At 62.2% G+C, this 24,517-nt stretch carries 24 protein-coding genes; 8 read left to right on the plus strand and 16 right to left on the minus strand.

Going from position 1 to position 24,517, the window contains the following annotated elements:
• Positions 1-3: 3 nt before the first annotated feature.
• Positions 4-420: an acyl-CoA thioesterase gene (locus J2J98_RS22170; RefSeq protein ID WP_207603470.1), complete on the minus strand. Its 417-nt coding sequence runs from the start codon at positions 418-420 to the stop codon at positions 4-6.
• A 53-nt stretch (positions 421-473) separates the two neighbouring features.
• On the opposite strand from J2J98_RS22170, the gene J2J98_RS22175 reads away from it, so the two are divergent.
• Positions 474-1,442, plus strand: coding sequence for a zinc-dependent alcohol dehydrogenase family protein (locus J2J98_RS22175; RefSeq protein ID WP_207603471.1), 969 nt, complete (start codon positions 474-476; stop codon positions 1,440-1,442).
• Between the two features lie 46 nt (positions 1,443-1,488).
• Here the strand turns inward: J2J98_RS22175 and J2J98_RS22180 are convergent, their stop codons facing one another.
• Positions 1,489-2,379: a LysR substrate-binding domain-containing protein gene (locus J2J98_RS22180; protein WP_207603472.1), complete on the minus strand. Its 891-nt coding sequence runs from the start codon at positions 2,377-2,379 to the stop codon at positions 1,489-1,491.
• Positions 2,380-2,485: 106 nt separating this feature from the next.
• Here J2J98_RS22180 and J2J98_RS22185 point away from each other — a divergent pair, with 106 nt between their 5' ends.
• The 3 genes from J2J98_RS22185 (at position 2,486) to J2J98_RS22195 (ending at position 4,508) form a co-directional block, all read left to right on the plus strand.
• Positions 2,486-3,190, plus strand: a complete 705-nt coding sequence (locus tag J2J98_RS22185; protein ID WP_207603473.1) for an SDR family oxidoreductase — start codon at positions 2,486-2,488, stop codon at positions 3,188-3,190.
• 11 nt (positions 3,191-3,201) lie between these two features.
• Positions 3,202-3,777, plus strand: coding sequence for a pyridoxamine 5'-phosphate oxidase family protein (locus J2J98_RS22190; protein ID WP_207603474.1), 576 nt, complete (start codon positions 3,202-3,204; stop codon positions 3,775-3,777).
• Between the two features lie 173 nt (positions 3,778-3,950).
• A complete protein-coding gene (locus J2J98_RS22195; protein WP_207603475.1) occupies positions 3,951-4,508 on the plus strand; it encodes a DUF3299 domain-containing protein in 558 nt (185 codons plus the stop codon).
• A 278-nt stretch (positions 4,509-4,786) separates the two neighbouring features.
• Here the strand turns inward: J2J98_RS22195 and katG are convergent, their stop codons facing one another.
• On the minus strand, positions 4,787-6,973 hold the full coding sequence (gene katG / locus J2J98_RS22200) for a catalase/peroxidase HPI (RefSeq protein ID WP_207603476.1): 2,187 nt from the start codon (positions 6,971-6,973) through the stop codon (positions 4,787-4,789).
• 143 nt (positions 6,974-7,116) lie between these two features.
• Here katG and J2J98_RS22205 point away from each other — a divergent pair, with 143 nt between their 5' ends.
• A complete protein-coding gene (locus J2J98_RS22205) occupies positions 7,117-8,031 on the plus strand; it encodes a hydrogen peroxide-inducible genes activator (RefSeq protein WP_207603477.1) in 915 nt (304 codons plus the stop codon).
• 36 nt (positions 8,032-8,067) lie between these two features.
• Here the strand turns inward: J2J98_RS22205 and panB are convergent, their stop codons facing one another.
• Together panB and panC are read right to left on the minus strand one after the other, a co-directional pair.
• Positions 8,068-8,889 (minus strand): 3-methyl-2-oxobutanoate hydroxymethyltransferase, encoded by an 822-nt coding sequence (gene panB, locus J2J98_RS22210; protein WP_064708432.1) that lies wholly within the window; start codon positions 8,887-8,889, stop codon positions 8,068-8,070.
• Complete coding sequence (gene panC, locus J2J98_RS22215; RefSeq protein WP_207603478.1) at positions 8,886-9,821, minus strand: pantoate--beta-alanine ligase; 936 nt, start codon at positions 9,819-9,821, stop codon at positions 8,886-8,888. Before panC ends, panB begins: the two co-directional genes overlap by 4 nt.
• Before the next feature lie 246 nt (positions 9,822-10,067).
• Here panC and J2J98_RS22220 point away from each other — a divergent pair, with 246 nt between their 5' ends.
• Positions 10,068-10,544 carry a ProQ/FINO family protein gene (locus J2J98_RS22220; RefSeq protein WP_138394615.1) on the plus strand — a complete coding sequence of 159 codons (477 nt, stop codon included), beginning with the start codon at positions 10,068-10,070 and terminating at the stop codon, positions 10,542-10,544.
• On the opposite strand, the gene repC is transcribed toward J2J98_RS22220, so the two are convergent.
• The 9 genes from repC to J2J98_RS22265 all read right to left on the minus strand — a co-directional run bounded on the left by repC (position 10,537) and on the right by J2J98_RS22265 (position 20,937).
• Positions 10,537-11,838, minus strand: a complete 1,302-nt coding sequence (gene repC, locus J2J98_RS22225) for a plasmid replication protein RepC (RefSeq protein WP_207603511.1) — start codon at positions 11,836-11,838, stop codon at positions 10,537-10,539. The genes J2J98_RS22220 and repC overlap by 8 nt on opposite strands.
• 208 nt (positions 11,839-12,046) lie before the next feature.
• Complete coding sequence (gene repB / locus J2J98_RS22230; protein ID WP_138394614.1) at positions 12,047-13,021, minus strand: plasmid partitioning protein RepB; 975 nt, start codon at positions 13,019-13,021, stop codon at positions 12,047-12,049.
• Between the two features lie 69 nt (positions 13,022-13,090).
• Positions 13,091-14,299: a plasmid partitioning protein RepA gene (gene repA, locus J2J98_RS22235; protein ID WP_064708436.1), complete on the minus strand. Its 1,209-nt coding sequence runs from the start codon at positions 14,297-14,299 to the stop codon at positions 13,091-13,093.
• A 238-nt stretch (positions 14,300-14,537) separates the two neighbouring features.
• Positions 14,538-15,599, minus strand: coding sequence for an ABC transporter ATP-binding protein (locus tag J2J98_RS22240; RefSeq protein WP_138394612.1), 1,062 nt, complete (start codon positions 15,597-15,599; stop codon positions 14,538-14,540).
• A gap of 22 nt (positions 15,600-15,621) precedes the next feature.
• Entirely contained in the window at positions 15,622-16,476 is an 855-nt protein-coding gene (locus J2J98_RS22245) for a sugar phosphate isomerase/epimerase family protein (RefSeq protein ID WP_207603512.1), read from the minus strand.
• Positions 16,477-16,501: 25 nt separating this feature from the next.
• Entirely contained in the window at positions 16,502-17,740 is a 1,239-nt protein-coding gene (locus tag J2J98_RS22250; protein ID WP_207603479.1) for an ROK family transcriptional regulator, read from the minus strand.
• Between the two features lie 43 nt (positions 17,741-17,783).
• Entirely contained in the window at positions 17,784-18,626 is an 843-nt protein-coding gene (locus J2J98_RS22255) for a carbohydrate ABC transporter permease (RefSeq protein ID WP_064708439.1), read from the minus strand.
• On the minus strand, positions 18,623-19,552 hold the full coding sequence (locus tag J2J98_RS22260) for a carbohydrate ABC transporter permease (RefSeq protein WP_207603480.1): 930 nt from the start codon (positions 19,550-19,552) through the stop codon (positions 18,623-18,625). Before J2J98_RS22260 ends, J2J98_RS22255 begins: the two co-directional genes overlap by 4 nt.
• Positions 19,553-19,638: 86 nt before the next feature.
• Complete coding sequence (locus J2J98_RS22265) at positions 19,639-20,937, minus strand: type 2 periplasmic-binding domain-containing protein (protein WP_207603481.1); 1,299 nt, start codon at positions 20,935-20,937, stop codon at positions 19,639-19,641.
• Positions 20,938-21,276: 339 nt separating this feature from the next.
• Here J2J98_RS22265 and J2J98_RS22270 point away from each other — a divergent pair, with 339 nt between their 5' ends.
• The gene (locus J2J98_RS22270) at positions 21,277-22,323 is read left to right on the plus strand and encodes a Gfo/Idh/MocA family protein (protein ID WP_138394607.1); all 1,047 of its coding nucleotides are present in this window, start codon (positions 21,277-21,279) and stop codon (positions 22,321-22,323) included.
• A gap of 12 nt (positions 22,324-22,335) precedes the next feature.
• Here the strand turns inward: J2J98_RS22270 and J2J98_RS22275 are convergent, their stop codons facing one another.
• Entirely contained in the window at positions 22,336-23,475 is a 1,140-nt protein-coding gene (locus J2J98_RS22275) for an ROK family transcriptional regulator (protein ID WP_064708443.1), read from the minus strand.
• 331 nt (positions 23,476-23,806) lie between these two features.
• Between J2J98_RS22275 and J2J98_RS22280 the strand changes: the two genes are divergently transcribed.
• Positions 23,807-24,160 carry a hypothetical protein gene (locus J2J98_RS22280; RefSeq protein ID WP_246569449.1) on the plus strand — a complete coding sequence of 118 codons (354 nt, stop codon included), beginning with the start codon at positions 23,807-23,809 and terminating at the stop codon, positions 24,158-24,160.
• A gap of 58 nt (positions 24,161-24,218) precedes the next feature.
• Here J2J98_RS22280 and J2J98_RS22285 read toward each other — a convergent pair whose 3' ends face one another.
• On the minus strand, positions 24,219-24,407 hold the full coding sequence (locus J2J98_RS22285) for a hypothetical protein (RefSeq protein ID WP_064708445.1): 189 nt from the start codon (positions 24,405-24,407) through the stop codon (positions 24,219-24,221).
• Positions 24,408-24,517 lie beyond the last annotated feature (110 nt).

Genomic DNA, 24,517 nt, shown 5'->3' on the forward strand with positions numbered 1-24,517 from the left:
GGCTCAGCCCGGCGTCAGGGCGGCTCTGGTCGCCTCGGGGATCGGCGTCGGGCGGCTGTCGGAGAGGCCGACGCAGACCCAGACGAGGCCTGCCGATGCGCAATGAGCGCCATCGCGCCGGCGATAGAGCTCGATTGCAAAGGAGAGGCTCGACCGCCCGATCTTCGCCACATCGACCTTGGGCTCGACGACATCGTCGACGTCGACCGGATTGTGAAAGGTGATCTCTGCCTTCTTCACGTGATAGGCCACGCCCGAGGAGGTGTGGCGGAAGTGGCTGAGAATGCCGCGGTGCCGCAGGAGCTCGACGACTGCGTCCTCGCAATAGTCGAGATAAACCGAATTGTGGACATGGCCATAGATGTCGATGTCTCGCATGGAGACCCGGAACGATGCTAAAGGCCTGTCGTCAACGCGCATTCGATCACCGAAATTTCGAAGGCGTGTTCTAACCGACTGTGCGGGGGATGCAAATGCAATATCAGGCGGTCGTGCGAAAATTCGGGCCGGCCGAGGAGGTGGTCGCGATAGAGCGGGCCGAACTGGCGCCGCTCTCGCGCGACCAGGTGCGGGTGCGGCTGCTGGCGCGCTCGATCAATCCCTCCGACATCATCACCATTTCAGGCGCCTATGCCGGGCGTACGGCGCTGCCCTTCGTTCCCGGCTTCGAAGCCTTCGGCGTGGTTGAAGAGTGCGGCGAAGAGGTACACGGGCTTGTGCCCGGGATGCGCGTATTGCCGGTGCGCAGCGCCGGCGGGTGGCAGGAGTTCAAGGATACCGATCCGAGCTGGTGCCTTCGCGTCCCCGACGCGCTTTCCGATTTCGAGGCCGCGACCAGCTACGTCAACCCGATGACGGCTTGGCTGATGCTGCACAGGAAGATCGGGCTGAGACCCGGCATGCGCATCGCCATCAACGCCGCCGCCTCCTCGATCGGGTCCATCCTGATCGGCATGGCGAATGCCGCCGGCGTCGAGCCGGTGGCAATCGTTCGCAGCGAACAATCCCGCGCACGCCTCAGCGGCCGGCTCGAGGCCGTCATTCTCGACATGGCCGACGGCGATCTCGCCGCCGGACTGGCCGGCCTGCATGGGCTCGACGCGGTGCTCGACTGCGTCGGCGGGGCGCGCGCATCGACCCTTGCCGATGCGCTCAAACCCGGCGGACATTTCGTGCATTACGGCCTGCTGTCGGGAGAGAGCATCCCGCCGTCCTTCTGGGCGTCGCATCCTGACGTCGCGTTTTCGTATTTCCATCTTCGGGAGTGGGTTCATTCCGAAGCGATGAGCGAGGTCCAGCGCGCCTATGCCGAAGTCGCGGCGCAGATCGCGGCCAAGGTCATCGCCACTGATGTGCGGGAGGCGTTTCCGCTGGAAAAGGTCGGTGATGCGCTACGCGCCGCCCTTCCCTTCCGCACGGGCGGCAAGGTATTGCTGGTGTGAGGGCCTGCCTCTCCCCTAGCGAGGTTGCCAACAAGAACACCATGTTCTAGGGCGCTTCGTCCGATGGCGGAGACAGCCGCGCTGCACACCAATCCCATACGGCGTCCACGGCCTTTCGCGGTGATGGCGAGCGTTTACGCACGAGGAAGTAATCGGGTCCGATCGTCGCCGTCGCATCCGTCACCTGCACCAGCCGCTCTGCCTTGAGATCGGCCGCCACGAAGGCCCTGCAAACCAGCGCCACGCCCTGGCCGGCGAGTGCTGCATCCAGCGCCAGTGTCGTATGGTTGAACGCCGCGCCGGGCAGTTTCTCACGCGAACCCAGGAATACGGGCCAATGATCGTGCGAGTCGTGCAGAAGCGGCAGTTTGCGCAGCTCTTCGCCGCTCAAGGGCAGCACCAGGCTCTTGACGAGATGCGGGCTGGCGACCGCTACAAGCTCCTGGCGGAATAGCAGCTGTGCCTGCAGCTTCGCCGGAAAGGGCGGGCGGGTGAGGCGCACCGCAATATCCACCTGATCGCGATCGAAATCCGCCAGCGCCTCGGTGGCGACCGTCCGCAGGTCGATGTCGGGAAGGGCGGCGTAGAACTCGGCAAGCCGTGGGATCAACAGCTTGGTGGCAGCTGTAGGGGTGACGCTGATCGTCACCGTTTCCGGCCGGTCCAGAAGCCGCCCGGTCGCTTCAGCAAGCGTATCGAAGGCTCGGGTCACGTCCGCAAGATAGGTCGTGCCCTGGGGGGTGAGTGCCAGGCCGCGGGCAAGGCGTTGAAACAGCCTCAGGCCGAGCTGATCCTCCAGTGCGCGAACCTGCTGGGCGACCGCCCCCTGCGTGACGCCCAGTTCCTCGGCAGCGGCGCGGAAATTCAGCCTGCGGCCCGAGGCTTCGAAGGCGCGCAGGGCATTCAGAGGCGGCAGGGTGCGGTGGGATCGGGTCATCGGCATATCCAGGAGATTTTCTACAGTCTGGCAGCTTTCTTTCTGTCGCGAAAGTCTCGGCCGTATCTGCAATAATGCTGCACAAAATCACCTATCGGAGGTCTCAATGTCTGAAGGAAAGGTCGCTCTCATCACCGCCGGCGGGTCCGGCATGGGCGCCGCCGCCGCACGAAAACTCGCCGCAGACGGGTATCGCATCGCCGTTCTCTCCTCCTCCGGCAAGGGCGAGGCGCTGGCAAAGGAACTCGGCGGCGTCGGCGTCACCGGCTCGAACCAGTCGAACGACGATCTCAAGCGGCTTGTCAATCTGGCGATGGAACAATGGGGCCGGATCGACGCTTTGGTCAATTCCGCCGGCCACGGCCCGCGCGCGCCGATCCTCGAAATCTCCGACGAGGACTGGCACAAGGGCATGGAAGTCTATTTCTTGAGCGCGGTGCGGCCGATCCGCCTCGTGACGCCGATCATGGAAGCGCAGGGCGGCGGCGCGATCGTCAATATCTCGACGGCATGGGCCTTCGAACCGTCTCCGATGTTCCCGACCTCCGCGGTCGCCCGGGCGGGGTTGGCGAGCTTCACCAAGATCTTCGCCGACACCTATGCGGCCAAGAACATCCGCATGAACAACGTCCTGCCCGGCTGGATCGACAGCTTGCCGGCGACCAACGAGCGGCGCGATAGCGTTCCGATGCGCCGCTACGGCACGAGCGAGGAGATCGCAGCCACCATCGCTTTCCTCTTGTCGGAAGGCGCTGGCTACATCACCGGCCAGAACATCCGAGTCGATGGCGGCATCGTCCGTTCGGTCTGAGGCGGACTGCGGTGAAGCTCTCGGATATCGACGCCTCGGCATGGACGGAGCTCGAAAGGGCTGCGGTGAATCCGCAGTCGGGTTTCCGCTATGTGAACCTCTGCTCGGTCGACCCGCAGGGCAGGCCGCAAGCACGCATGGTCGTGCTGCGTGCGGCCGAGAGAGCGACGCGGAACCTCGAATTTCACACCGATACACGAAGCCCGAAATGGAGAGAGCTCTCGGCGAATCCTCAGGTCACAGTACTCGGCTTTAGCCCGATCGGCCGGCTCCAGCTTCGGCTTTGGGGAACAGTCGAGCGTCATGGCCCCGGGAGCGAACGTGCCGATACCGCCTGGAACAGGCTGCCCAACCGGACACGAGTCACCTATGCGGGCGGTCCGCCCGGAGACGAGTGCGCTTTCGAATTTGTCGACGAATTGACAGAACCTCTCGACGAAACGAAAGGAAAGGCGCGCTTCGGCGTTCTGAGTTTTCGCGCCCGGACGCTGGACTGGTTTGAGTTGAGGCAGCAGGCCAATCGAAGAGCCTTGTTCGGCTATGACGAGACCGGCTCTCTCTCCTCTTGTCGCTGGGTCAATCCTTGAGAACAAGAGGTGACGCTAGGGCCATGACATGGTGCGTCTGTTCTGAGAGTTCGCTCGCTCGTACGAAAACCCAGAAGGAACGCCCAACAAGGACAGGGGCTTTGACGGCCGAGCGAAATCGGGAGTAGCATCCGCTTGGCAGTGGCCGCCGACACGGCGACCCGGGAGACGCGATGACAAAGCACAGACCTTTTCGCCTGATCTTCGCGGCGCTGGCCTTTGGCTCCGCTTGGCCGATTTCCGGTGCCTTCGCCGCAGCGCAGCCCATCTTCTGGAGCGCGTTACGGCCGGCTGATCAGGCCAAAGCGATTGTGCCCCTGTCGGAAACAACCGTCAGCGGTCCGCTGGGAGAAACGCTTGCCTGGCATGATGAAGCTCTTCCGGTCGAATTGACGGGATTCGTTCTGCCGATCGACCGGGACGGCGATCTCGTCTACGACTTCATGCTCGTCCCCTGGGCCGGAGCCTGCAGCCACATGCCCTCCCCGCCGCCCAACCAGTTGGTGCGTGTCGTTCCGCAAGAGCCTTTGCACCTCGCACGGATGTACGAGACCGTCACCGTGACCGGGACCCTGCGGCCTGGCCTGGACCAGGCGCAATTTTTTATGATCGACGGCGTGCGCGTCCTTACCTATGGCTACAGTATGAGCCACGCCAAGGTGGCGAAAGCAACGGCGACAGTCGATCCTGATCTGCTGTCGCTCTCGCCCTTCGGCTTTCTGCCCCGCTAGCGGGGCGCCGAGACGGCTTCTTCGCGGTGGGCGTCATCGCGGAGCGCTCTCGTCAGCGACGTTTTCGCGACACAAAACGCTACGCCAGCCTGAGCGGCACTGAAGGTGGATGCGGCGCGTTGCGCGTCATGCCCGCGGGCTGCGCTCGTTAGGGGGATGCCGTCGCGCGACACAGTGGTAGTGCCGGGGCCGTTCGATGATGCCGCCTGAGCTCTGGCGATGCACCCAAAAGAAAAAGCCCGGGCGCAGCCGAACTGCGCCCGGGCGAATGCTGCCGATCAGACGAGGTCGAAGCGGTCGGCGTTCATGACCTTGTTCCAGGCGGTGACGAAGTCCTTGACGAACTTCCCCCTGGCGTCGGCCTGGCCATAGACTTCGGCGAAGGCGCGCAGCTGCGAGTGCGAGCCGAAGATCAGGTCGACGCGGGTGCCGGTCCACTTGGCGGCACCCGTCTTGCGGTCGCGGCCTTCATAGACGCCGTCCTTGCCGGCGGCGGGAACCCACTGCGTGGCCATGTCGAGCAGGTTGACGAAGAAGTCGTTCGTCAGTGTTTCCGGGCGCGACGTGAAGACGCCATGCTCGGGGTTACCGGCCTTCAGCACGCGCAGCCCGCCGACGAGGACGGTCATTTCAGGCCCGGTCAGCGTCAAGAGCTGGGCGCGATCGACGAGCGCTTCCTCCGGCTTCATGAACTGCAGGCGCTTGCTGTTCACATAGTTGCGGAAGCCGTCGATGCGCGGTTCGAGCGCCGCGAAGGAATGCGCGTCCGTCTGGGCTTCGGAAGCATCCATGCGGCCCGGCGTGAAGGGCACGCTGACGGCGTTGCCGCCCGCTGCCGCCGCCTTCTCGACACCGGCGGCGCCGGCAAGCACGATCAGATCGGCGAGAGAGATCTTCTTGCCGCCGGTCTGGGCGCCGTTGAAGTCCTTCTGGATGCCTTCGAGAACACCGAGCACCTTGGCGAGCTGGGCCGGCTGGTTGGCTTCCCAGTCCTTTTGCGGAGCTAGGCGGATGCGCGCACCATTGGCGCCGCCGCGCTTATCGGAGCCGCGGAAGGTCGAGGCCGACGCCCAGGCGGTCGAAACCAGTTCCTGCACGGTAAGACCGGTCGCGAGAACCTTCGCCTTCAGATCGGCAATGTCCTTGTCGTCGACGAGCGGATGGTCGACGGACGGGATCACGTCCTGCCAGATCAGGTCTTCGGCCGGAACTTCAGGGCCGAGGTAACGCACTTTCGGTCCCATGTCGCGGTGAGTCAGCTTGAACCAGGCGCGGGCGAAAGCGTCGGCGAACTGATCGGGATTTTCGAGGAAGCGACGCGAGATCTTTTCGTAGATCGGATCGAAGCGCAGCGAAAGATCGGTGGTCAGCATGGTCGGCACATGCTTCTTGCCCGCCTCATAGGCATCCGGGATGGATGCTTCGGCGTTCTTGGCACGCCACTGATGCGCGCCCGCCGGGCTCTTCGTAAGCTCCCACTCGTAAGCGAAGAGGTTTTCGAAGAAGTAGTTGCTCCACTTGGTCGGCGTCTGCGACCAGGTGACTTCGAGGCCGGCGGTAATCGCGTCCTTGCCGACGCCGGTGCCGAAGGAGCTCTTCCAACCGAGGCCCTGGTCCTCGATCGCGCCGCCTTCCGGCTCTGCGCCGATGAAGGACGGGTCGCCCGCGCCATGGGTCTTGCCGAAGGTGTGGCCGCCGGCGATCAACGCCACAGTTTCCTCGTCGTTCATCGCCATGCGGGCGAAGGTTTCGCGGATGTCTCGCGCCGCAGCGACCGGGTCGGGATTGCCGTTCGGACCTTCCGGGTTGACGTAGATGAGACCCATCTGCACGGCGCCGAGCGGCTCTGCGAGCTGCCGTTCGCCGCTGTAGCGCTCGTCGCCGAGCCAGGTGCCTTCAGGACCCCAGTAGAGCTCTTCCGGCTCCCAGACGTCGGCGCGGCCGCCGGCGAAACCGAAGGTCTTGAAACCCATGGATTCGAGCGCGACATTGCCGGTGAGGATCAGGAGGTCGGCCCAGGAGATGCGGTTGCCGTATTTCTGCTTGATCGGCCACAGCAGGCGGCGGGCCTTGTCGAGGTTGGCATTGTCAGGCCAGCTGTTCAGCGGCGCGAAACGCTGCTGGCCCTGACCGGCGCCACCGCGGCCGTCGGTGATGCGATACGTGCCGGCGCTGTGCCACGCCATACGGATGAAGAGGCCGCCGTAATGACCGAAGTCGGCCGGCCACCAGTCCTGCGAATCCGTCATCAGCGCGTGAAGATCCTTCTTCAGCGCGGCGAGATCGAGCTTCTTGAATTCCTCGGCATAGTCGAACTCCTTGCCCATCGGGTCGGCGCGGCCGGAGTTATGATGAAGAATCTGCACATTCAGCTGGTTCGGCCACCAGTCGCGGTTGGCTCTGCCGCGCGGCGTATTGCCATGAGCGACAGGACATTTGCCTGTGCTGTCAGTGGGGTTATCCATGATCGTCTCCTTCATTGCTTGATCTGTCTGCGGTTCAAAAGATAAGCCGAGCTGGCGCCCCACTCTCTCCCTGGCAGTCTTCATATCGGAAGCGCTCAATAATTTTAAGTTGGATTTACTGATTGCTGCGATAAGCTGAGATTATGAAGAATCTTACCCTGAAACAGCTGCGTTATTTTGAAGCCCTGGCGCGGGATGGCCGCTTCCGCCGCGCCGCCGACGCCTGCGCCATTTCCCAGCCGGCGCTCTCCATGCAGATCAAAGAACTTGAGCAAGAGTTGGGCAGCGAGCTCTTCGAGCGAAGCGCGCGGGAGGTCAAACTTACCCCGTTCGGCCAGACCTTTGCGCTGCGAGTCCGCGAAATCCTGCGCGCTGTGGACGAGCTGGGGGAGTTCGCCCGCGCCTCACGCGATTCCTTCCTCACGCGCCTGCGCATCGGCATCATCCCGACTATCGCGCCCTATCTGCTGCCGGTTGTTATAAACGATCTCAACGAAACCTTCTCCGGAATTCAGATCGAGGTGCGTGAGACGCAGACAGGCAAGCTGGTTCAGGAACTGACGCAGGGCCAGCTTGACATGGCGATCGTCGCGCTGCCGGTCTCGGAAGCCTCGCTCACCGAACTCGAGCTGTTCAGGGAAGAATTCGTGCTGGTCAGGCGGCAGGAGGACGGAGACAAGCCGGTGCCAGAGCGCGAGGCGCTGCGTGAAATGCGGCTGCTGCTGCTCGAGGAGGGGCACTGCTTCCGTGATCAGGCGCTGTCCTTCTGCAAGGTCGGGCCGGCCCGCCCGCGAGAAATCATGGAAGGCAGTTCGCTCTCCACCCTCGTCCAGATGGTCGGCGCCGGCATCGGCATCACCTTGATCCCAGAAATGGCCGTTGCCGTCGAAACACGCTCGGCACCTGTCTCGATCGCCCGCTTCCCTTCGCCGCCGCCGTCGCGGACGATCGGCATGGTCTGGCGCAATTCGACGCCTATGGCAAAGCAACTGCAGGAGGTCGCAGAAGCGGTGCGCCGCTCGGCTGAGACGATGCGCAGGCAGCACGCAAGCGGGTGATGGAGAGTTTAGTGCCTGAGTTCTGGCGACCTTGCCTCAGCTGCGGCGCTTGAACGTATGTTCGGCTGCCGGAAATTTGCGCGCGCGTACCTCCTCGGCATAAGAGGCGACGGCGTCCGCGACCCTCTTTCCGAGTTCGTCGTAGCGCTTGACGAAACGCGGCTTGAAGTCGTTGAAAAGGCCGAGAATGTCGTCGGAGACCAGGATCTGACCATCGCAGGCGGAAGAGGCGCCTATGCCGATGGTCGGTATGTGGATTGAGGTCGACACCTCGCGGGCGAGCGGCTCCACCGTGCCCTCGACCACGACGGCAAAGGCGCCCGAGCCTCCGATGGCATGCGCATCGCGCCGGATCTTCGACGTCTCGTGTTCGGAATGGCCGACGGAACGATAGCCGCCGGCGGTCTGGACCTGCTGCGGCATCAGGCCGATGTGGCCCATGACCGGAATTCCACGCTTGGTCAGGAAGGCTATGGTTTCGGCCATCTCCTCGCCGCCTTCGAGCTTCACGGCGTCGCAGCCGGTTTCCTGCATGATGCGCACGGCATTGCGGAAGGCGATTTCCTTGGATTCCTGATAGCTGCCGAAGGGCATATCGACGACGACGCACGCATTGCCGACGCCGCGGATCACGGCCTTGCCGTGTGCGATCATCATGTCGAGCGTCACGCCAATCGTCGTCTCCATCCCGTAGAGCACCATGCCGAGCGAATCCCCAACTAGCAGCAGGTCGCAATGCTCGTCGAGCAACCGCGCCATCGGTGTCGTATAGGCGGTGAGGCAGACAATCGGCGTGCCACCCTTCATGGCGGCGATGCGTGCCGGCGTCAGGCGCTTCTGAGATCCGGTGGCGCTCATTTCGTCACTCTCTTTCCCGGCTGGCCGGCAATCCTGTTGTCTCGCGTCACCTTGTTATCCCGGATCACGTTGTTGTCTCCGCCCGCCCAGCTGCGGATCACTCTGTTGTCGAGAAGTCGCGTCGTGCCGATTCGCACGAACAATGCCACGACAATGGGTTCTTCGACCGAGGCGACCGGCGCCAGGGTTTCCGCATCCCTGACAGCTACGACTTCTGGCTTTGCCAGGGGCTCGCGCTCGATGAAGGCGGTGAGCTTCGCCTCGAGTTCTTCAGCATTGGTCAAGCCCTCGCCAACCAAGCGCTCGGCCTCGTCGAGCGTCTGTGGGACAATCACCGCCGCGCGCCGCTCATCGGGGCTGAGATAGACATTGCGCGACGATAATGCGAGGCCGTCGCTGTCCCTGACCGTCGGCACCGATATTACGCGTACCGGCACAGCGAGATCCTCAACCATGTGTTTGATGATGACCACCTGCTGGTAGTCTTTCTCTCCGAAATAGGCGGTCTGCGGCTGCACGATGTTGAAAAGCTTCGTGACGACGGTGGCGACGCCGGCAAAATGGCCGGGCCTGACTGCGCCTTCCAGCTCACCGCCGAGATCGGGAAGGTCGACCACCGTCTGCATCGGCCGGGGATACATGTCTTCGACGCCGGGCGAAAAAAGGAAATTGACCCCGGCCTGTTTCAGCATCGCAGCGTCTCGCTCAAGATCGCGCGGATATTTGCTGAGGTCTTCCGCCGGGCCGAACTGCAGCGGATTGACAAAAATCGAGACGACAACGATGTCGTTCTCGGCGCGAGCGCGTGCGACCAGCTTCATATGACCGGCGTGGAGATAACCCATTGTCGGCACAAGGCCGACGGTTCGTCCCTGCCGCCTTAGCGCATCGAGCGTGTGGCGCAGCTCGTCAATGCTCGAGAAAACCCGCATATATCCTCCCCGCGGCCTGTCACGTCATCTTGGGCGCGGATAAGAAGTGTAATCGAAGCGGGAGGTCAATGCACATTCCGCGATAAAAACGATTATACAGAATGGCCGACTGCTGGGACCGGCCTATATCGGCTCCCGGAAATGGCGTCTCGCGCCGGCTGCTGCGGGGGGTAGCAATGTGCGCTCTGCGCCTCTATCTACTCTCTCCGTCAAGATACCATCACAGTCGGCCGCTATGGAGAATGCATGGACAAACCCTGGAAGATCAGCCGCGGGCCGATTGCCGCGACCGAGTTCGACGTGGAGAAGGCAAACGCGATCAACACGCTGTTGATCCGACAGGTCGGCGTGCTTCCGACAAAGCCTGGCGATCCGATCCTCCCCTTCGCCGTCGGTCTCTTCAACGAGCTGCGTCCGCTTCTGAAGCCCGACGCCGGCGTGACGACGCTCAGGCGCGCGACCGCTGCCTATGTCCACTGCCGGCGCTATTATTTCGCCAGCGCCCAGCCCGACTCCATGCGCCACAACCTAGATGGCGAGCCCGTCGAGCCGCTGTCGCAGGAGGACCGGCTGGTCGCGCAAAAGCGCTTCCTCAGCCTCAAGCAGAGCGCCGCAAAGGCCGAGACGCCGGAGCGGGCGCCGGTTGTTCCCGCTCCTGTCCTGAGCAAAAACGAACAGATCCGCGCTGCACTGCTGCGCAGCAGAAAGAATGCCGTCAGCTAACCCTGGCGGCAGGTTGTTCCTGGGCCCGCCGTAGCGCCATCAGCATCGGGCCGAGAGCGAATTCGCCCCTCTCGGCACGCCGTGTGAGATCTCTGAGATAGCCGCCGGCGGAAGCGATGCACCCTGCCCTTTGCAGGATACAGGCCATGACGGTGGCGGCGTGTGCAGGTCCCATCACGCTTGCCGCCGCCTCATAGGCCGAGGGGCTGACGCCGAGCATCCGGTGCACGACCACAGCCGCCGTCATCAAATCCCGCCAGCTGCGCACCGCGCCGCCCGGGCCGTAATCAGCAATGTCGGGGCAGGCTTGGAGGATCATGCCGAGCGGGAAGGATTTGAGTTCGCCTGCCCTCTTCCTGACGGAGAAGCGCCATCCCGCCCCGCCATACGCCTGCCCTTCCGGCCGATCATCGCCCGATTTCGTCTGCGGCTGATCATTCCGCTCGGTCTGCCTCTCCACCGTTACCCCCTGCCCGCTTTCCAGGCCCGGTTCAAATTCAATCATGGATTCGGGATACGAATCCTGTATGTGGCGCTCAATCTGGGATTCACTGGCGCTCGGCATCTGAATTTTCTCCTGCAGGTCCAACAGGTTGATAATATTTTCGCGTGTTGTCTCCAGTTCTTGGAGGATCGGCGGGAGGTTTTCCAGATTTGCTGCCTTCGGAATGCGCTGCAGGATCGCCTGGAACATTGACGACAAACGCTGCCAGTCGCCGGGAACGGCTTCCTCGACGGCTGCGGAGATCAGCTTGGCGATGTCACGCCGGCAGATCGTCAGCCGCTCCTTCATGGCGCGCAGCATCTGCCGGTCGGCGGCGATACGCGCCGCCATCGTCTCGATTTCGTCGGCGCGGGCGAGAAGTGGCGCGAGGCTGAAGCCGTAGGCTTCGTCGATCCCGCCTTCCCTGCCGCGGCGCACATAGCGCTTGCCGTTCGGGCTATCCTTGCGGGAGATCAGGCCGGCCTCGACGAGTACGGCGAGATGCCGGCGCAAGGTCGCCGCGGCCATGCCGCGGGCCCTGAGCGAAAGCTGCGCGTTCGAGGGAAACACCACCAGCGGCTTTTCGCCGGAGAGCTCATCCTCCGGGTGAAAGCTCAGCAGCGCATCGAGCACCGTCAGCGCCCGATCCGTCACGCCGAGTCCCGCCCGCGCTTCGCAGGCCGATCGGAACAATTTCCATTTGTTGCGCGTCGTTCCGGCCGCGATCGCTTCGCCTCGCCGCTGTTTCAGCAGCAAGGCAAGCGTCATCGGCCGCCGCCCGAAGGGCGTCGTCACATATTCACTCTCCATTTCCTTCACCTCTATTCGGGCAAAAGAAATCCGCTCACCGAAACGATGCGAGGGAAAGTGCTGCAGCGTCATTTGCCCGTCTGAAAAGACGTCAGGGCGCTTCAGGACTCTTGACGGGGATTCGTGAAAATGCGATTCTCTGTCTTGCTAAGGATGTGAGAAGGGCTTCCACGACTCGTTCGTTTGGGGGCCTTTTTCTTTTGCGGTTTCAGTCTCCTTGATTGCCCTCCTCGGCGAGGAATTGGTCATAGAGCGCATCCAGCCTACTCGAGAGAAATTCCCCAAAGCGGCCGGCATTTTTCGCCTTCATCGAGAGCGAGAACGCCTTGCCGTCATTGCTCATTTCGGCCTTCACCGCCTTGTCCCGCGGCTGCCAAGTCACCTTCCTCGCGGTGACCGTTTTCTTCACTGGCCGCGCGGTTTTGTTCAGCGCGGCGTAGAGCGCTTCGAAACGTTTGTCAGAAGCCAGCTGATGAAAGCTATCGTCCTGCAGGACCTTGGCGATGCTTGCCGCATTGGCCGGTCTGCCCGCGAGCAGCGACAGCTCCACCCAGCGCTCGCGCCCGACACCGGGCGCAGGCCCGATCGCCTGGACGACCTCCTGCGCGATGCGATCCATGACCGACATCATCTTCGAGACCGAAGCCGCGTTGGCGGCAAGTGCTGCCGAGATGACCTCCCTGTCGTAGCCGAGCTCCTCCAGCCGTCTGGCGAAGAGCGCGCGCTCGATGAAGGTAAGGTTGGCGCGCGCCGAATTCTCCTGGCCCTGGGCGATGACATGCGTCCGGTCGTCCATCGTCTTGACAACCGCCCTGACATTGCGGCCGAGCTCGCGGGCCGCGCGCAGCCGCCGATGGCCGAAGACCACTTGGTAGCGCCCTTCGATCCTTGCGTGCGGACGCACCAGGATCGGCGTATCCTGGCCACGCGCGCGGATCGCTTCCACCAGTGCGTGGAAATCCTCGTCATCCTCCGATAGACGATCCTTTACGAAGGAGGCCTCGACGAGATCGGGGTCAAGGTCGACCACCGCTTCGCCCTCCAGGAATTTCTCGGCCTGCTTGGCGAGCTCATCCAGCGAGCGGACGAGCGACCGACCTGCCCCGCGCATCGGATAGCTCGGCGCGCCCGCGTTTTCATCAGGCATCTCGGCCAGCCCTTCAAGCAGATTCTTTCGTGCCATCGCGTCCTCCGATTGCGGTCATTTTATTGATATGCTTCAGGGAAATGGCAAATTTGTCAGCCGACAAAGTCACCGTCCCCATGCCTGGTGAATAAGGCCGGCGATTTCCGCGTTGACGCCATCCATGGCCTCCAGCGCGCGATCATAGGTTCCCCGATTCATCGAGGAGCGCTCGACTTCATAAAGCGTCTGTTTGGTGATGCCTGCATCCGAGATCGCCGTCGACTTGACCATCTGGTTCTTCAGCATGAACTCGTGGAACATGGTCGACATGAAGCCGACCATCTGCGCCTGCGGCACATCGGTCGGCTCATAGCGGGTGATGAGATAGCGGTACCAGGAGAGGTTCACTTCGGCGCCGGCGGCGCGGATCGGCTTCAGGATGCCGCCGAGCATAAGAAGGAACTGGCCCATCGACATGACGTCGAGCATCTGCGGATGGATGGTGATCAGCACGCTCGTTGCCGCCGTCAGCGCCGTCAGAGTGAGGTAGCCGAGCTGCGGCGGGCAATCGATGACAACGACGTCGTAGCGGTCATCGACTTCGGCGAGCGCGCGGGAGATGCGGGTGAAGAAGGTCTTGCCGTCATTGCTGGATTTATCGGCCATGGCGAGCGGCGTGTCGTACTCATATTCCTGCAGGTCGAGATTGGCCGGCACGATGTCGAGACCGGGAAAATTGGTCTTGTGGATGATTTCCGAGAGCGGCTTCTTCTCCCCGTCATAGCGGATCGCTTCATAGAGCGACGGAGCCTGGTCGAACTCCGGCTGGAAGCCGTGCAGCGAGGAGAGCGAGGCTTGCGGATCGAGGTCGACGGCAAGCACGCGATGGCCGGTCAGCGCCAGATGCTGGGCAAGATGGGCTGATGTCGTCGTCTTGCCCGAGCCGCCCTTGAAGTTGACGACGGCGATCACCTGCAGCTTCTCATGGCCGCGGCGATGCGGCACATACTTGCGGCTCTCGGAGCGGCCATGTGCATCGAGATAGCGTCTGAGTTCCAGCATCTGCTCGGCGCTGTAGGAGCGCCGGCCGGAAGGCGAGGTCTGCGGGCAGGGGCCTTTGCCCTCGAGATGCAGCTTCTTCAGCGTGCTCTGCGACGCCCCGACATAATTGGCGACCTCGGCGAGAGAAAAGCTTCGCAGCGTCTTCTTCGCGTTTGGCGGAAAGCGCTGCACGCTGAGCAGATGCAGCTTCTTCGAAATCACGTCGCCCTGCTCGAGAATCTGATCCTCGAAATAGAGCGGCGCGGCCTTCACGGCGTTTGAATTAGCGTTCATCGGCAGCGATCTCTCGGATAACGATTTTCGGGTTCGAAAGCCCTTCCAACCGTTACTATCCGCGATTCTTCGATGCCGGCCAAGAAATTTAAGGTTAACGCATATTAACCTTTTCATTGCCTGTTCAAGCGCTTGGCCCCGATGCACGGCTTCTGGAAAGCCGGGAACTTTGGGCCGGGGGCGCGGCGAACGCGCCCCCGGCGGCGCCCGGCCGAAGGGGAGGGGGCATTCGGCGGGCTTAACTCAATGGCGCCTCACCCGAGGTGATGCGCTGTTCGTCCGCGCCGAACAGATGAACGGCATCGTGGATCGGCGCGATCCTCAGAATATCGCCGGGGGCGGCCCTGATCCGCTCGCGGAAGACGCAGGTCAGCGTCTGCCCGCCTAGCCGGGCGAGGACGAGCGTTTCCGAGCCGGTAGGCTCGACGACAACGGTCGTTACCTCGATGCCGTTGGGGTCGAGCCTTATATGTTCGGGGCGAATGCCGTAAGTGACGGCGTTGGCTGGCCGGCGTTCGCTCGGCAGCAGCAGGCCGTCGACAGTCCGGAATCCGTCTTCCACCATGCTGCCTTCGATGAAATTCATTGCCGGCGAGCCGATGAAGCCGGCGACGAAAAGATTGCTCGGGCGGTCGTAGAGTTCGAGCGGCGAGCCGGACTGCTCGATCAGCCCGTCCTTCATGACGACGATCTTGTCGGCCATGGTCATGGCCTCGATCTGGTCGTGGGTGACGTAGATCGTCGTCGTCTGCAGCCGCTGGTGAAGCTCCTTGATCTCCGAGCGCATCTGCACCCGGAGCTTGGCGTCGAGGTTCGACAGCGGCTCGTCAAAAAGGAAGACGGCCGGGTCGCGCACGATCGCCCGGCCCATGGCGACCCGCTGCCGCTGGCCGCCCGAGAGCTGCTTGGGATAGCGCTCCAACAGGGCTTCCAGCCCGAGGATTTTCGCCGCATTCCCGACCCGCTTGTCGATCTCTGCCCTCGGCATGCGCTTCAGCCGTAGGGAAAAGCCCATGTTCTTGGCCACCGTCATATGCGGATAGAGCGCGTAGTTCTGGAACACCATGGCTATATCGCGGTCCTTGGGCGCAAGCTCGTTGACGATGTGCTTGCCGATCTGGATATTGCCAGAGGTGATGCCCTCCAGGCCGGCGATCATCCTGAGCAACGTCGATTTCCCGCAGCCAGAGGGGCCGACGAGGACGACGAACTCACCGTCGCCGATATCGACCGACACGCCTTTGATGGCTTTGAAGGCGCCGTAATCCTTGCGCGCATTGCTGACCGAAACATGGGCCATGAAACTCCTCCCGAAATCGCCGTCAAAGTCCGTTCAAGACACTTTTGAGATAGTCGAGGCCAAGGCGCGCGCCTTGCCTGCGCGCGGCCAAGTCCTTGCCCGGCCAGCCGTAAGAGGCGTCCTCGTGCTCGATCGACAGCGTGCCGGCAAAACCGTGGCCGCGTGCCTGCCGCAAGAAGCGCGGCCAGTCGAGGAGGCCGAGCCCCGGCAGCTTGTAATGCCACCAGCCCTTGCCGTGATAACCGAGCGCCTGCAGGGCCTCTTTGTCGATCGCCGTATCCTTGGCATGCAGAATAGCGATGCGATCCTTCACCGCCTCCAGCGCCCGATAGGGATCGACGCCGATGCGGATAAGGTGCGAGGGATCGAATTCCAGGCCGAAGCGGCGGTCCTCGACCCGGCGGAAAAGCTCCTGCCATCCCTTCGGCGTCGTCCCGATGAAGTTATCTCCAGGTCCCGGCCAGTTCTCGATCGCGAAGGTGAGGCCGCTTGCCTGCGTCTCTGCGATCAGCCCATTCGCGAAGTCGGCGAAGTCGTCGTAATTGGCCTCGTCGCTCGCCGTGTCGTCCCGCCCAGGGAAAATCACGAAGATCGGGACGCCCGCTTGCCCAATGGCGCTTGCAAATTCTGATATCCCCGCCCGAAGCTCCCGCCGCCTTTCGCGATCGGCATCGAGCTGATCGCCGAAATAGGTGATCGAGGAGACGAAGAGGCCGCGGCTTCTTGCCAGCGAGACGGCATCCTCCACCCGGTCGGGCGCCTTGATATGACCGCCGACGTCGATCTCGATTGCATCGAAACCGGCCGATGCGGCAAAATCCACCACTTCCTCCGGCGGTCGGTCATTGAAAGTTGAGGTATAGAAGCCGATCGTCACCATATCCTCCGGGCCAAGCGGCCGTTCAACTGTTCAGCCGGTCCATGAATTTGAGCGGCGAGCGCGTCCGCTGCGCGACATCGGCCGAGGCGAGCATGAGGGCCGCCGCCATCGGCATCGCCGCCGCGCCCATAGCCGATGCGTCCTCGCCGATCGAGGCGCGATGGAGCGAGGGCAGGTTCGTATCCTGCGCATCGAGATGTTCGTGCACATAACGCAGCAATTCATCGACGATGCGGATCGGCAGCCGGCCGCCGACGAGCACGGCGTCGGGATCGACGATCATGGCGATATGTTTGACGGCGACCGCCAGATGCGCGCTCATCTCCTTCAGCCACTGCGAGACGAGGCGCTTGCCGCGGGCGTCGAGCGTCAGCAGATCCTGCGGCACGCTCACCTTGATCCCGTGCCGGGCGAGGAAATCATAGAGGAAGAACAGCGAGAAGATCTCACCGAGAAGTTGGACCCTCTGCGCCTCGCCGTCGCGGCCATCGGCAATCGGAAGCCAGCCGATCTCGCCGCTGAGGCCCATGGCGCCGCGATGGCCGTTGCCGTCGAGCACGAGGCCACCGCCCGGGCAGGCATTGACGGCGATATAAAAGAAGCTGCTGCTTTCGGCGCCGAGGCCGTAGTTGAGTTCGGCAAGAGCGGCGGCATTGGCTTCGTTTTCGGTGAAGACGGGATGCGGCGTCAGGCTCTCCAGCGCCGCCCGCACATCGAATTCCGTCCACTCCTGATAGGCGTCGGGCTTGCCGAGCAGCGAGATTTCGCCGAGCCAATCCGGCATGGCGAGGCCGATACCGGCAAGGCGCGCATCGTCGATCAGCCGGCTGCGCTGGAAATGCGAGATCGCATCTGATGTCAGCTGCATGAATTCCGCCGGCAGGATGAAGCGTTTTTCGTGATGCACGCGAGCGCGAACATTGCCGACGGCGTCGACTGCGAGGATCGTCAGATGGTCGCGGTCGATATTGACGCCTATGGCGTAATAGGCGTCCGGATTGATCTCGAGCTCGATTGCCGGCTGGCCTCTCAGCCCATGCCGACGGCGAGCTTCCATGATCAGGCCCTCGTCCAGCAGGCGGTCGACGATGCGGGCGATCGCCGGTTTGGTGAAGCCGGTTTGCCTGGCTATCTCGGCGCGCGAAATCGGCGCCTGTCTGTGAATGCAGCGCAGGACGACGGCCCTGTTGTGCTCGCCCGCGTCTTCGACATTGGCGCCCGTCAGATCGGGGGAGGGCCTGGCGCCGAGTGTCTGGTTCATAGGTTCAATCCTTCCTCACGCGTGGAGAGTGGAGCAGACCTCTTCATCCCTTCACCGCGCCGCTGGTCATCGCGCCGAGGATCAGCCTCTGGAGCGACAGGAAGGCCACGATCGCCGGAACGACGGAGATCAGGCAGGCGGCAGCTAGCAGCTGGATGGACGAGTCAGTCTGCATGCCACGGAAGTTAAAGATTCCGACGCCGATCGGCATCAGGTCATTTTTCGTGAGCAGCAGGAAGGGCACCAGGAATTGCGACCAGCCGGCAATGACGGTGATGATGAAGACTGAGGCGATGCCCGGCGCCGACAGGGGCAGAATGATGCGCCAGAAGACCGAGAAGCGGTTGCAGCCGTCGATCATGGCAGCCTCGTCAAGGCTGCGCGGAATGCCGTCGACGGTGCTCTTCAACAGCCATGTCGCCAGCGGAACGCCGAGCGCGACATAGACCATGACGACGGCGAAATGCGTGTCCAGTAGGCCGAGCCGGTTCATGTAGCGATAGAGCGGCACCATGATGACGAGCGGCGAGATCATCTGGAAGAGAAGCAGCCCCATCATCGAGAGGCCCTTGCCGCGGAACTGGAAGCGCGAGAAAGCGTAAGCGGCGGGCAAGGCGACGATCAGCACGCCGAAGCCGCTCAAGGCAGCAAGTTTGAGGCCGTTCCAGAGATAGATCGGAAAGTAGCTGTTGTTCAGAACGGTGATGAAGTTCTGGATGGTGGGATTGTCGGGAATGTAACGCGCCGCGCCACGATAGACCTCGCGCTTATCACGAAGCGCCATCGACAGGAGATAGGTGAGGGGACCGGCGAAGAAGACGAACATCACCAGCATGAAGAGATAGCTCATGGCATCGCCGAGCCGGCTTCCTGTGCGTCCGCTCATTGCTCTTCCTCCTTCGGCAGGAAGGATGCGTAGATGAAGGCAAGCCCAAGGCTGATGATCAGCATCAACACGGAGAGCACGCTGCCGCCGGAGAGATCGTAGTTTCGGAACACAATATTGAAGACGTAGAGCGAGATCACCTCGGTCGCGCGCCCCGGTCCGCCGCCTGTCAGTGTGATGATCGCATCGAAGGTGTTCACTGTCTGGATGGTGATGAGGATCATGTTGACGAGGATGGCGGCGCGCAGCTGCGGAAGTGTGACGAAGAAGAACTGCTGGGAAGCCGTCGCGCCATCGACTTCCGCTGCTTCATAGAGAGAGGGATCGATCGATTTCAGCGCCGCATACATGACGACCATCGAAAAGGCGGTGCCGCGCCAGATGTTCGAAATCAGCGTCGACCAGGGGGCCATCGCAGGGTCCGAAAGCCAGGCGACGGTCGGCATGTGCATCAGCCTCAAAATGCTGTTCAACGCGCCGTAGGGCGCTTCGGAAAACAGCATCTGCCAGATGATGCCACCGGCAATGCCCGGCACCACCCAGGCAACGAGCGCCGTTGTTCTGAGAATCGTAGTGCCGAACAGGCCGCGCTTTTCGCCGCGAATGACGGTTACGGCGACCGCAAGACCAAGGATCTGCTGGCCGATGACGCTGCCGCCGACGAAGATCAGCGTCGCCCAGAGAATGTCGGGGAGTTGCGGCGAGCTGAGCGCGTTGGAGATCGAGCCAAACGTATATTGCTGGTTTTCGCCGATCAGTGTCGCATTGGTGAAAGAAAGCCGGAAAACGTCGATGACGGGATAAAGGTAGAATATGCCAATGACGATGATCACGGGCATGATCCAGGGCAGGGGCGCACCGGCAAACCGGCGCATGAACGTTCTGCTTTGAGGCGGGGTGTCAGCCTCGATGGCAATAGGGCTCATTGGCTTCTCTGTCCGGTTTGGCACTGTCGACGGCGCCTGAAGGGCAGGCGCCGCCGCGGTCGAAAGCGTTGGAGACGCCCGCCGGATCACAGACGCTTGTGAGCCTCCATCGCCGCGCTGAATGCGGCATCCAGGGCTTCTTCCGGTTTCTTCGTTCCCGACAGCACGTCGCCCATCATGATCTGGATCTGGTTGGAGATCTCGGGATAGATCGGCACGCCCGGGCGCGCCTGGCCGTCGACCAGCGCATTGGCGAAGGTCTTGTTGGCTTCCGTCGAGAAGACCTCATACTTGTCGAAGAGCGACTTGCGGGTCGGCAGCTGCTGCTGCAGTGCGTTTGCCGGGCCCATGTAGACGTCGCGCGCCAGATTGGCGCACATTTCGATCTTCTCCTTGTCCTTGCTGAACGAAGCGATGGTCCAGCCGCCGGTGCCGGTCGAGCGTTCATTGGCCGAAGGGCCGGGGATCGGCGAGAAGGTCCAGTTCTTGAATTCCTCTTCGTCGAGCGTCGACTTCAGCTGAGCATATTGCCAATTGCCGCCGATGAAGAGCGCCGTGGTCGCCGCAGCTGCCGCCGCGTTCATGTCGTCATAGTTGGCGATGGTAGTGACGCGCTTCGGGGCCGCGCCGGAATCGACGAGATCCTTGAAGTAGTTCAGCGCCTTCAGGAATTTTTCCTTGTTCTCGCCTTCGCCGAAGACCGGCTTGCCTGAATCGTCGACGAGCTTGCCGCCGAGCGCCCAGTAGTTCGCCAGCCAGTCGAAGGTCGTGCCTTCCCAGCGCCCGCCGTTGAAGAGCACGCCTTCCATGCCTTCCTTGGTGGATGCGAGCGCGGCCTTCTTCAGATCGTCCCAGGTCTGCGGCGCATCTGCTACGACAGACGTGTTGCGATAGAGCACGCGAAGGTCCGTATCCCACCACCAGGCGCGGATCGTCTGGTCCTTGTCGGTGATGCCCGCGCGGATGAAGGGGAAGAGGTCGTCCACTTCTTCCTTGGAGAAGTAGGGCGTGAAATCCGCCAGCACCTTGTTGACCATGAACTGCGACAGCACGAAGGAGTCGACGGCGGCGCAATCCGGCGCATTGCCGGCCTTCGCCTGTTCCAGCATCTTGGCCTGTTCGGTGCCGATGTCGGAGGACATGAATTGCATCTGCAATTTCCAGTCCGGGTGCTTCTTGATGAAATCGACGAAGAGCTTCTGGTAGCCCTCGGCGATGGCGGGATCCGAATTGTTCGGGCTGTCGTTGGTAAGGCGCACGACAAGGGTTTTCGCCGCATCGGCGAGGCCGATCCGGTCTTTTGTGGCAAGTTCCTGGGCAAAAATCGTGGATGCTGAAAATAATGCAGTGCTCAGCGCCAATGCGCTGACGGTCGCGCTCTTCATGATGGGTCTCCTCCCCATTTTGAACGAATTACAGCTTGGCGGTCGGTTGACCTCTCCTCTTTTCCGTGCTGCATTAATTAGATTAAGTTACTTTGATTTGATGTCAAGCCAGAGCTTGGGAGGTTAGGATGCTGGCGACATTCAACAGCAGCTAGCGCACGCTCCGGTTTTCGGAAGGGATGCGTTTCGAATTTAGTTATGAAGCGCGCCTTACGCACGCGCGGCGCATCCACCCGCAATTTTCCTGAAGAAGAGCCCGAGCGATCGCGGATGGCCGCGAACGCAGGCGGTGGGTTTTGCCCGGCGGCAGCGGCAGCCGGTAACTCTGTGGAGGAGACGATGCGTTTACTCATTCTCGGCACCGGCGGCATGGCCAATCACCACGCTGCTCATTTTAAGGCGATCGAAGGCGTCAGCGTCGTCGCCGGCGTCGATGTCATCCCGGAGCGGCTGGCGGCGTTCTGCACCGAACACGGCATCGCCAATCATTTCTCCACGCTCGAGGAGGCGCTCGCCTGGGGCGAGTTTGACGCGGTGGCGAATGTCACGCCTGACCGCATTCACCACCCGACGACGCTCCAGGCGATTGCCGCCGGCAAACATGTCTTCTGTGAAAAGCCGCTCGCCACGGATGCGGCCAAGGCCATGGAAATGACCGAGGCGATCGAGCGGGCGGGCAAGGTCGGCATGGTCAACCTCACCTATCGCAATTCACCGGCGTTGCAGAAGGGCCGACAGATGGTTCTCGCGGGCGAGATCGGCGCGGTGCGCCATGTCGAGGCGTCGCATCTGCAAAGCTGGCTGGTCGGCCGCCACTGGGGCGATTGGAAGAGCGAAAGCAAATGGCTCTGGCGGCTGAGTAAAAAGCACGGCTCGAACGGCGCGCTCGGCGACATAGGCATCCACATCGTCGATTTCGCCTCTTATGGTTCCTGCCTCGACGTTGCTCATGTCTTCGCGCGGCTGAAGACTTTCGAAAAGGCGCCCGGCCATAAGATCGGCGAATATGATCTCGACGCCAATGACAGCTTCACGATGAATGTCGACTTCGCCAATGGCGCGATCGGTACGATCCAGGCGACGCGCACGGCCGCGGGCCAGATGGACCAGCTGCGCCTCAGGGTCTATGGCGAAACAGGTTCGGTCGAGATGATCTACGATACAGGCAAATCGACGTTGCGCGCCTGCCTTGGCGAGGACGTCCATACCGCGACTTGGCGCGACGTGCCCTTCGATCCTGTGGAGACGAACTATCAGCGTTTCGTCCAGGCTGTGCGGGCGGGCAAGACCCAGGAACCCTCCTTCCGGCGTGCCGCCAACATCCAAAAGGTGCTGGACAAGGCGCTCGCCTCCGATCTCAGCCACGCCGACGAAGCGATCGGCTGAGCCCGCCAGAGTTCAGGCCGAAGCCGGCGGCAGCAGCAGCGTGTTGAGGAAGGGCAGGAGAGCAGCCCCCAGCGCGACGCCGCCGCCGCTAAAGCTTGCCGGCCGCATCGGCGAAATCCAGGGCGTCAGCAGCGGCCTGGTCGAAGTGTCGCGCCGCTCGACGGAAAGCTGATGGATCAGTGCTTCGATCACTCCTTGCGGCAGGTCGCCGCCGATCATCACCACGCTCGGGGCGATGAAGCCTGCCATGGCGATGATGGGATCGAGCAGGTGCCCCGCGGCATCGCGTATCCATTGCGACAGCGAGGGCGAGGAGAACTCCTCCCCCTTGAGCAGGCGCGCGAAGTCCTTGTCGCCGATGCGCGAGCGCAGGGAATCGAAACCGACGACGGTGTTGAGCTGGACATTGTCGGGCCCGGTCAGCATTTCGCCGATGCTGCCCGCCCGCCCGTGGACGCCGGAATAGGGAATACCGCGGATGAGGAAACCCGCCTGCACGTCATCGTCGATGATGATCATCGCGAGCCCACCCTCAGGCATGGTGCTGCCGATCGTGCGCTCGGCGAGCAGGCTCGCCGTGCATTCGTTTTCGACGTAGGTGCGTGAGATCGTCGACATCGCAGCAAGCTGTTCGCTGCGCGCGTCACTCCAATCATTGGCGGCGATCCCGAGCCCGACGATCGGCAATGTCGCATGCCGATCGGCCATGTCCATGACCGACGCATGCACTGCGCCGACCCCGTCTTCCGGTTCCACGTCGAAATAAACCCGATCATGCACCTGGCCGCTGAGATCGATCAGCACAATTTCGCCGCGGGTCCGGCGAAGTTTGACGCCGATCGAAAACGCGCCCTCCGGGCGCAGCGCGAATTCCGTGGCGGTCGCCCTACCGCCGAGCCCGTTGCGCCGGTTCGACGTCACGAGCTTCTCGTCGGCGAGCCGCCGCAGGATATTGGTGATGCCGGGCCCAGTCAGGCCGCTGTGCCGGCCAAGCTCTGTGCGGGTCAAGGGCCCATGCCGGCGGATCGCTTCCAGGATGACGCGGATATTCCGGTCGGCGATCTCACCCGACCTCAAGCCCACCGATTTGGCGCGGGGAACGCCCATCTCTTGAGTGTGAAGCCGACGCGGCCCGGACCGAAGATACCGCATGACTGTCTTTCCTAGAGCAACATTTCGGTTGTGTATCACGCTAGCAGGTGTTCGTAACGATTTTCCGGTAGATGGGTGTAACGAAGGGCCGCGGCTCTACACAGTTAAGGTGTGTTCGGATGAGTTGCGTGGAGAGTTGAATTCAACCGTGACCGATGAACATTCCCCCGCCACCGACCGCGACCCAAACGCTACGCAGCCAATTCTCATACTGCGTGGGAGCGTCAGATGGATAACCCTTTGCGTTATGGCGCTCCTTTTCGCATACCTTTCACTTATCGCCCTTGGGCAGATCAAAATGAGCAGACCTACAAGTGGCTTCGGAGAGGGCTTGTTCGCGATCGTCTTCCTCGCCCTCATCGTCTATGTTCTGGTAAAGGCTCGGAAGATGGACTTTACGAAGCCCATAATGGAGATCGGGCCTGACGGAATCTCTAGTCAAAAGCTGTCGAAGCTCATCCCTTGGTCAATGATCGAACGTGTCGATATCGCCGACGCCTGGCACGCGGAATTCATCTATCTGACTGTCCGCAAGGACGCTGATCCGGAGATACTTGGACATTTGCGCAAGCGGCCGCCTCTTGAAAGGACCGTCGCGATACCGCACAGATGGGTTTCAGGGTTCAGTTCAAGGGAAGTAAAGGACATCGTGAATCGCTACTTTGAACGCTCGCGACAAAGCTGAGGCGGAATGAAATTTCGGCTTCCGACAGTGTGGATGGGACGCGTCAAGCGACCACCGATCAATAGCTGCAAGGCCGATCGTTGCCGAAGCCGCCGCGGCAGGCAGGTCTGAGGCCGAAATCGACGCTGCTATATCCGACCGAACCGGTCTGCACCGGATCGCTCGAACTCGTCGTGCAGGATGATAGCGACACGGCAATCGCGATGACGGCTGTCACGGCTGCCAAGGATTTGCGAATTTGAAGCATCCTACACTCTCCCTCGATGCCCGCATTTCAACGCGAAGCTGGGAAATAGCGCCGAAGGTGCGATCCGGTAACCGTTGATGCCGATCAAGATTTCGTTATTCTTTGAAGCC

The organism is Rhizobium bangladeshense, assembly GCF_017357245.1.
Classification (GTDB): domain Bacteria; phylum Pseudomonadota; class Alphaproteobacteria; order Rhizobiales; family Rhizobiaceae; genus Rhizobium; species Rhizobium bangladeshense.

Coding starts and splice junctions, on each gene's coding strand:
- J2J98_RS22170 (WP_207603470.1), bottom strand. CDS start 420: ATGCGCGTTGACGACAGGCCTTTAGCATCGTTCCGGGTCTCCATGCGA.
- J2J98_RS22175 (WP_207603471.1), top strand. CDS start 474: ATGCAATATCAGGCGGTCGTGCGAAAATTCGGGCCGGCCGAGGAGGTG.
- J2J98_RS22180 (WP_207603472.1), bottom strand. CDS start 2,379: ATGACCCGATCCCACCGCACCCTGCCGCCTCTGAATGCCCTGCGCGCC.
- J2J98_RS22185 (WP_207603473.1), top strand. CDS start 2,486: ATGTCTGAAGGAAAGGTCGCTCTCATCACCGCCGGCGGGTCCGGCATG.
- J2J98_RS22195 (WP_207603475.1), top strand. CDS start 3,951: ATGACAAAGCACAGACCTTTTCGCCTGATCTTCGCGGCGCTGGCCTTT.
- katG (WP_207603476.1), bottom strand. CDS start 6,973: ATGGATAACCCCACTGACAGCACAGGCAAATGTCCTGTCGCTCATGGC.
- J2J98_RS22205 (WP_207603477.1), top strand. CDS start 7,117: ATGAAGAATCTTACCCTGAAACAGCTGCGTTATTTTGAAGCCCTGGCG.
- panB (WP_064708432.1), bottom strand. CDS start 8,889: ATGAGCGCCACCGGATCTCAGAAGCGCCTGACGCCGGCACGCATCGCC.
- panC (WP_207603478.1), bottom strand. CDS start 9,821: ATGCGGGTTTTCTCGAGCATTGACGAGCTGCGCCACACGCTCGATGCG.
- J2J98_RS22220 (WP_138394615.1), top strand. CDS start 10,068: ATGGACAAACCCTGGAAGATCAGCCGCGGGCCGATTGCCGCGACCGAG.
- repC (WP_207603511.1), bottom strand. CDS start 11,838: ATGGAGAGTGAATATGTGACGACGCCCTTCGGGCGGCGGCCGATGACG.
- repB (WP_138394614.1), bottom strand. CDS start 13,021: ATGGCACGAAAGAATCTGCTTGAAGGGCTGGCCGAGATGCCTGATGAA.
- repA (WP_064708436.1), bottom strand. CDS start 14,299: ATGAACGCTAATTCAAACGCCGTGAAGGCCGCGCCGCTCTATTTCGAG.
- J2J98_RS22240 (WP_138394612.1), bottom strand. CDS start 15,599: ATGGCCCATGTTTCGGTCAGCAATGCGCGCAAGGATTACGGCGCCTTC.
- J2J98_RS22250 (WP_207603479.1), bottom strand. CDS start 17,740: ATGAACCAGACACTCGGCGCCAGGCCCTCCCCCGATCTGACGGGCGCC.
- J2J98_RS22255 (WP_064708439.1), bottom strand. CDS start 18,626: ATGAGCGGACGCACAGGAAGCCGGCTCGGCGATGCCATGAGCTATCTC.
- J2J98_RS22260 (WP_207603480.1), bottom strand. CDS start 19,552: ATGAGCCCTATTGCCATCGAGGCTGACACCCCGCCTCAAAGCAGAACG.
- J2J98_RS22265 (WP_207603481.1), bottom strand. CDS start 20,937: ATGAAGAGCGCGACCGTCAGCGCATTGGCGCTGAGCACTGCATTATTT.
- J2J98_RS22270 (WP_138394607.1), top strand. CDS start 21,277: ATGCGTTTACTCATTCTCGGCACCGGCGGCATGGCCAATCACCACGCT.
- J2J98_RS22275 (WP_064708443.1), bottom strand. CDS start 23,475: ATGCGGTATCTTCGGTCCGGGCCGCGTCGGCTTCACACTCAAGAGATG.
- J2J98_RS22285 (WP_064708445.1), bottom strand. CDS start 24,407: ATGCTTCAAATTCGCAAATCCTTGGCAGCCGTGACAGCCGTCATCGCG.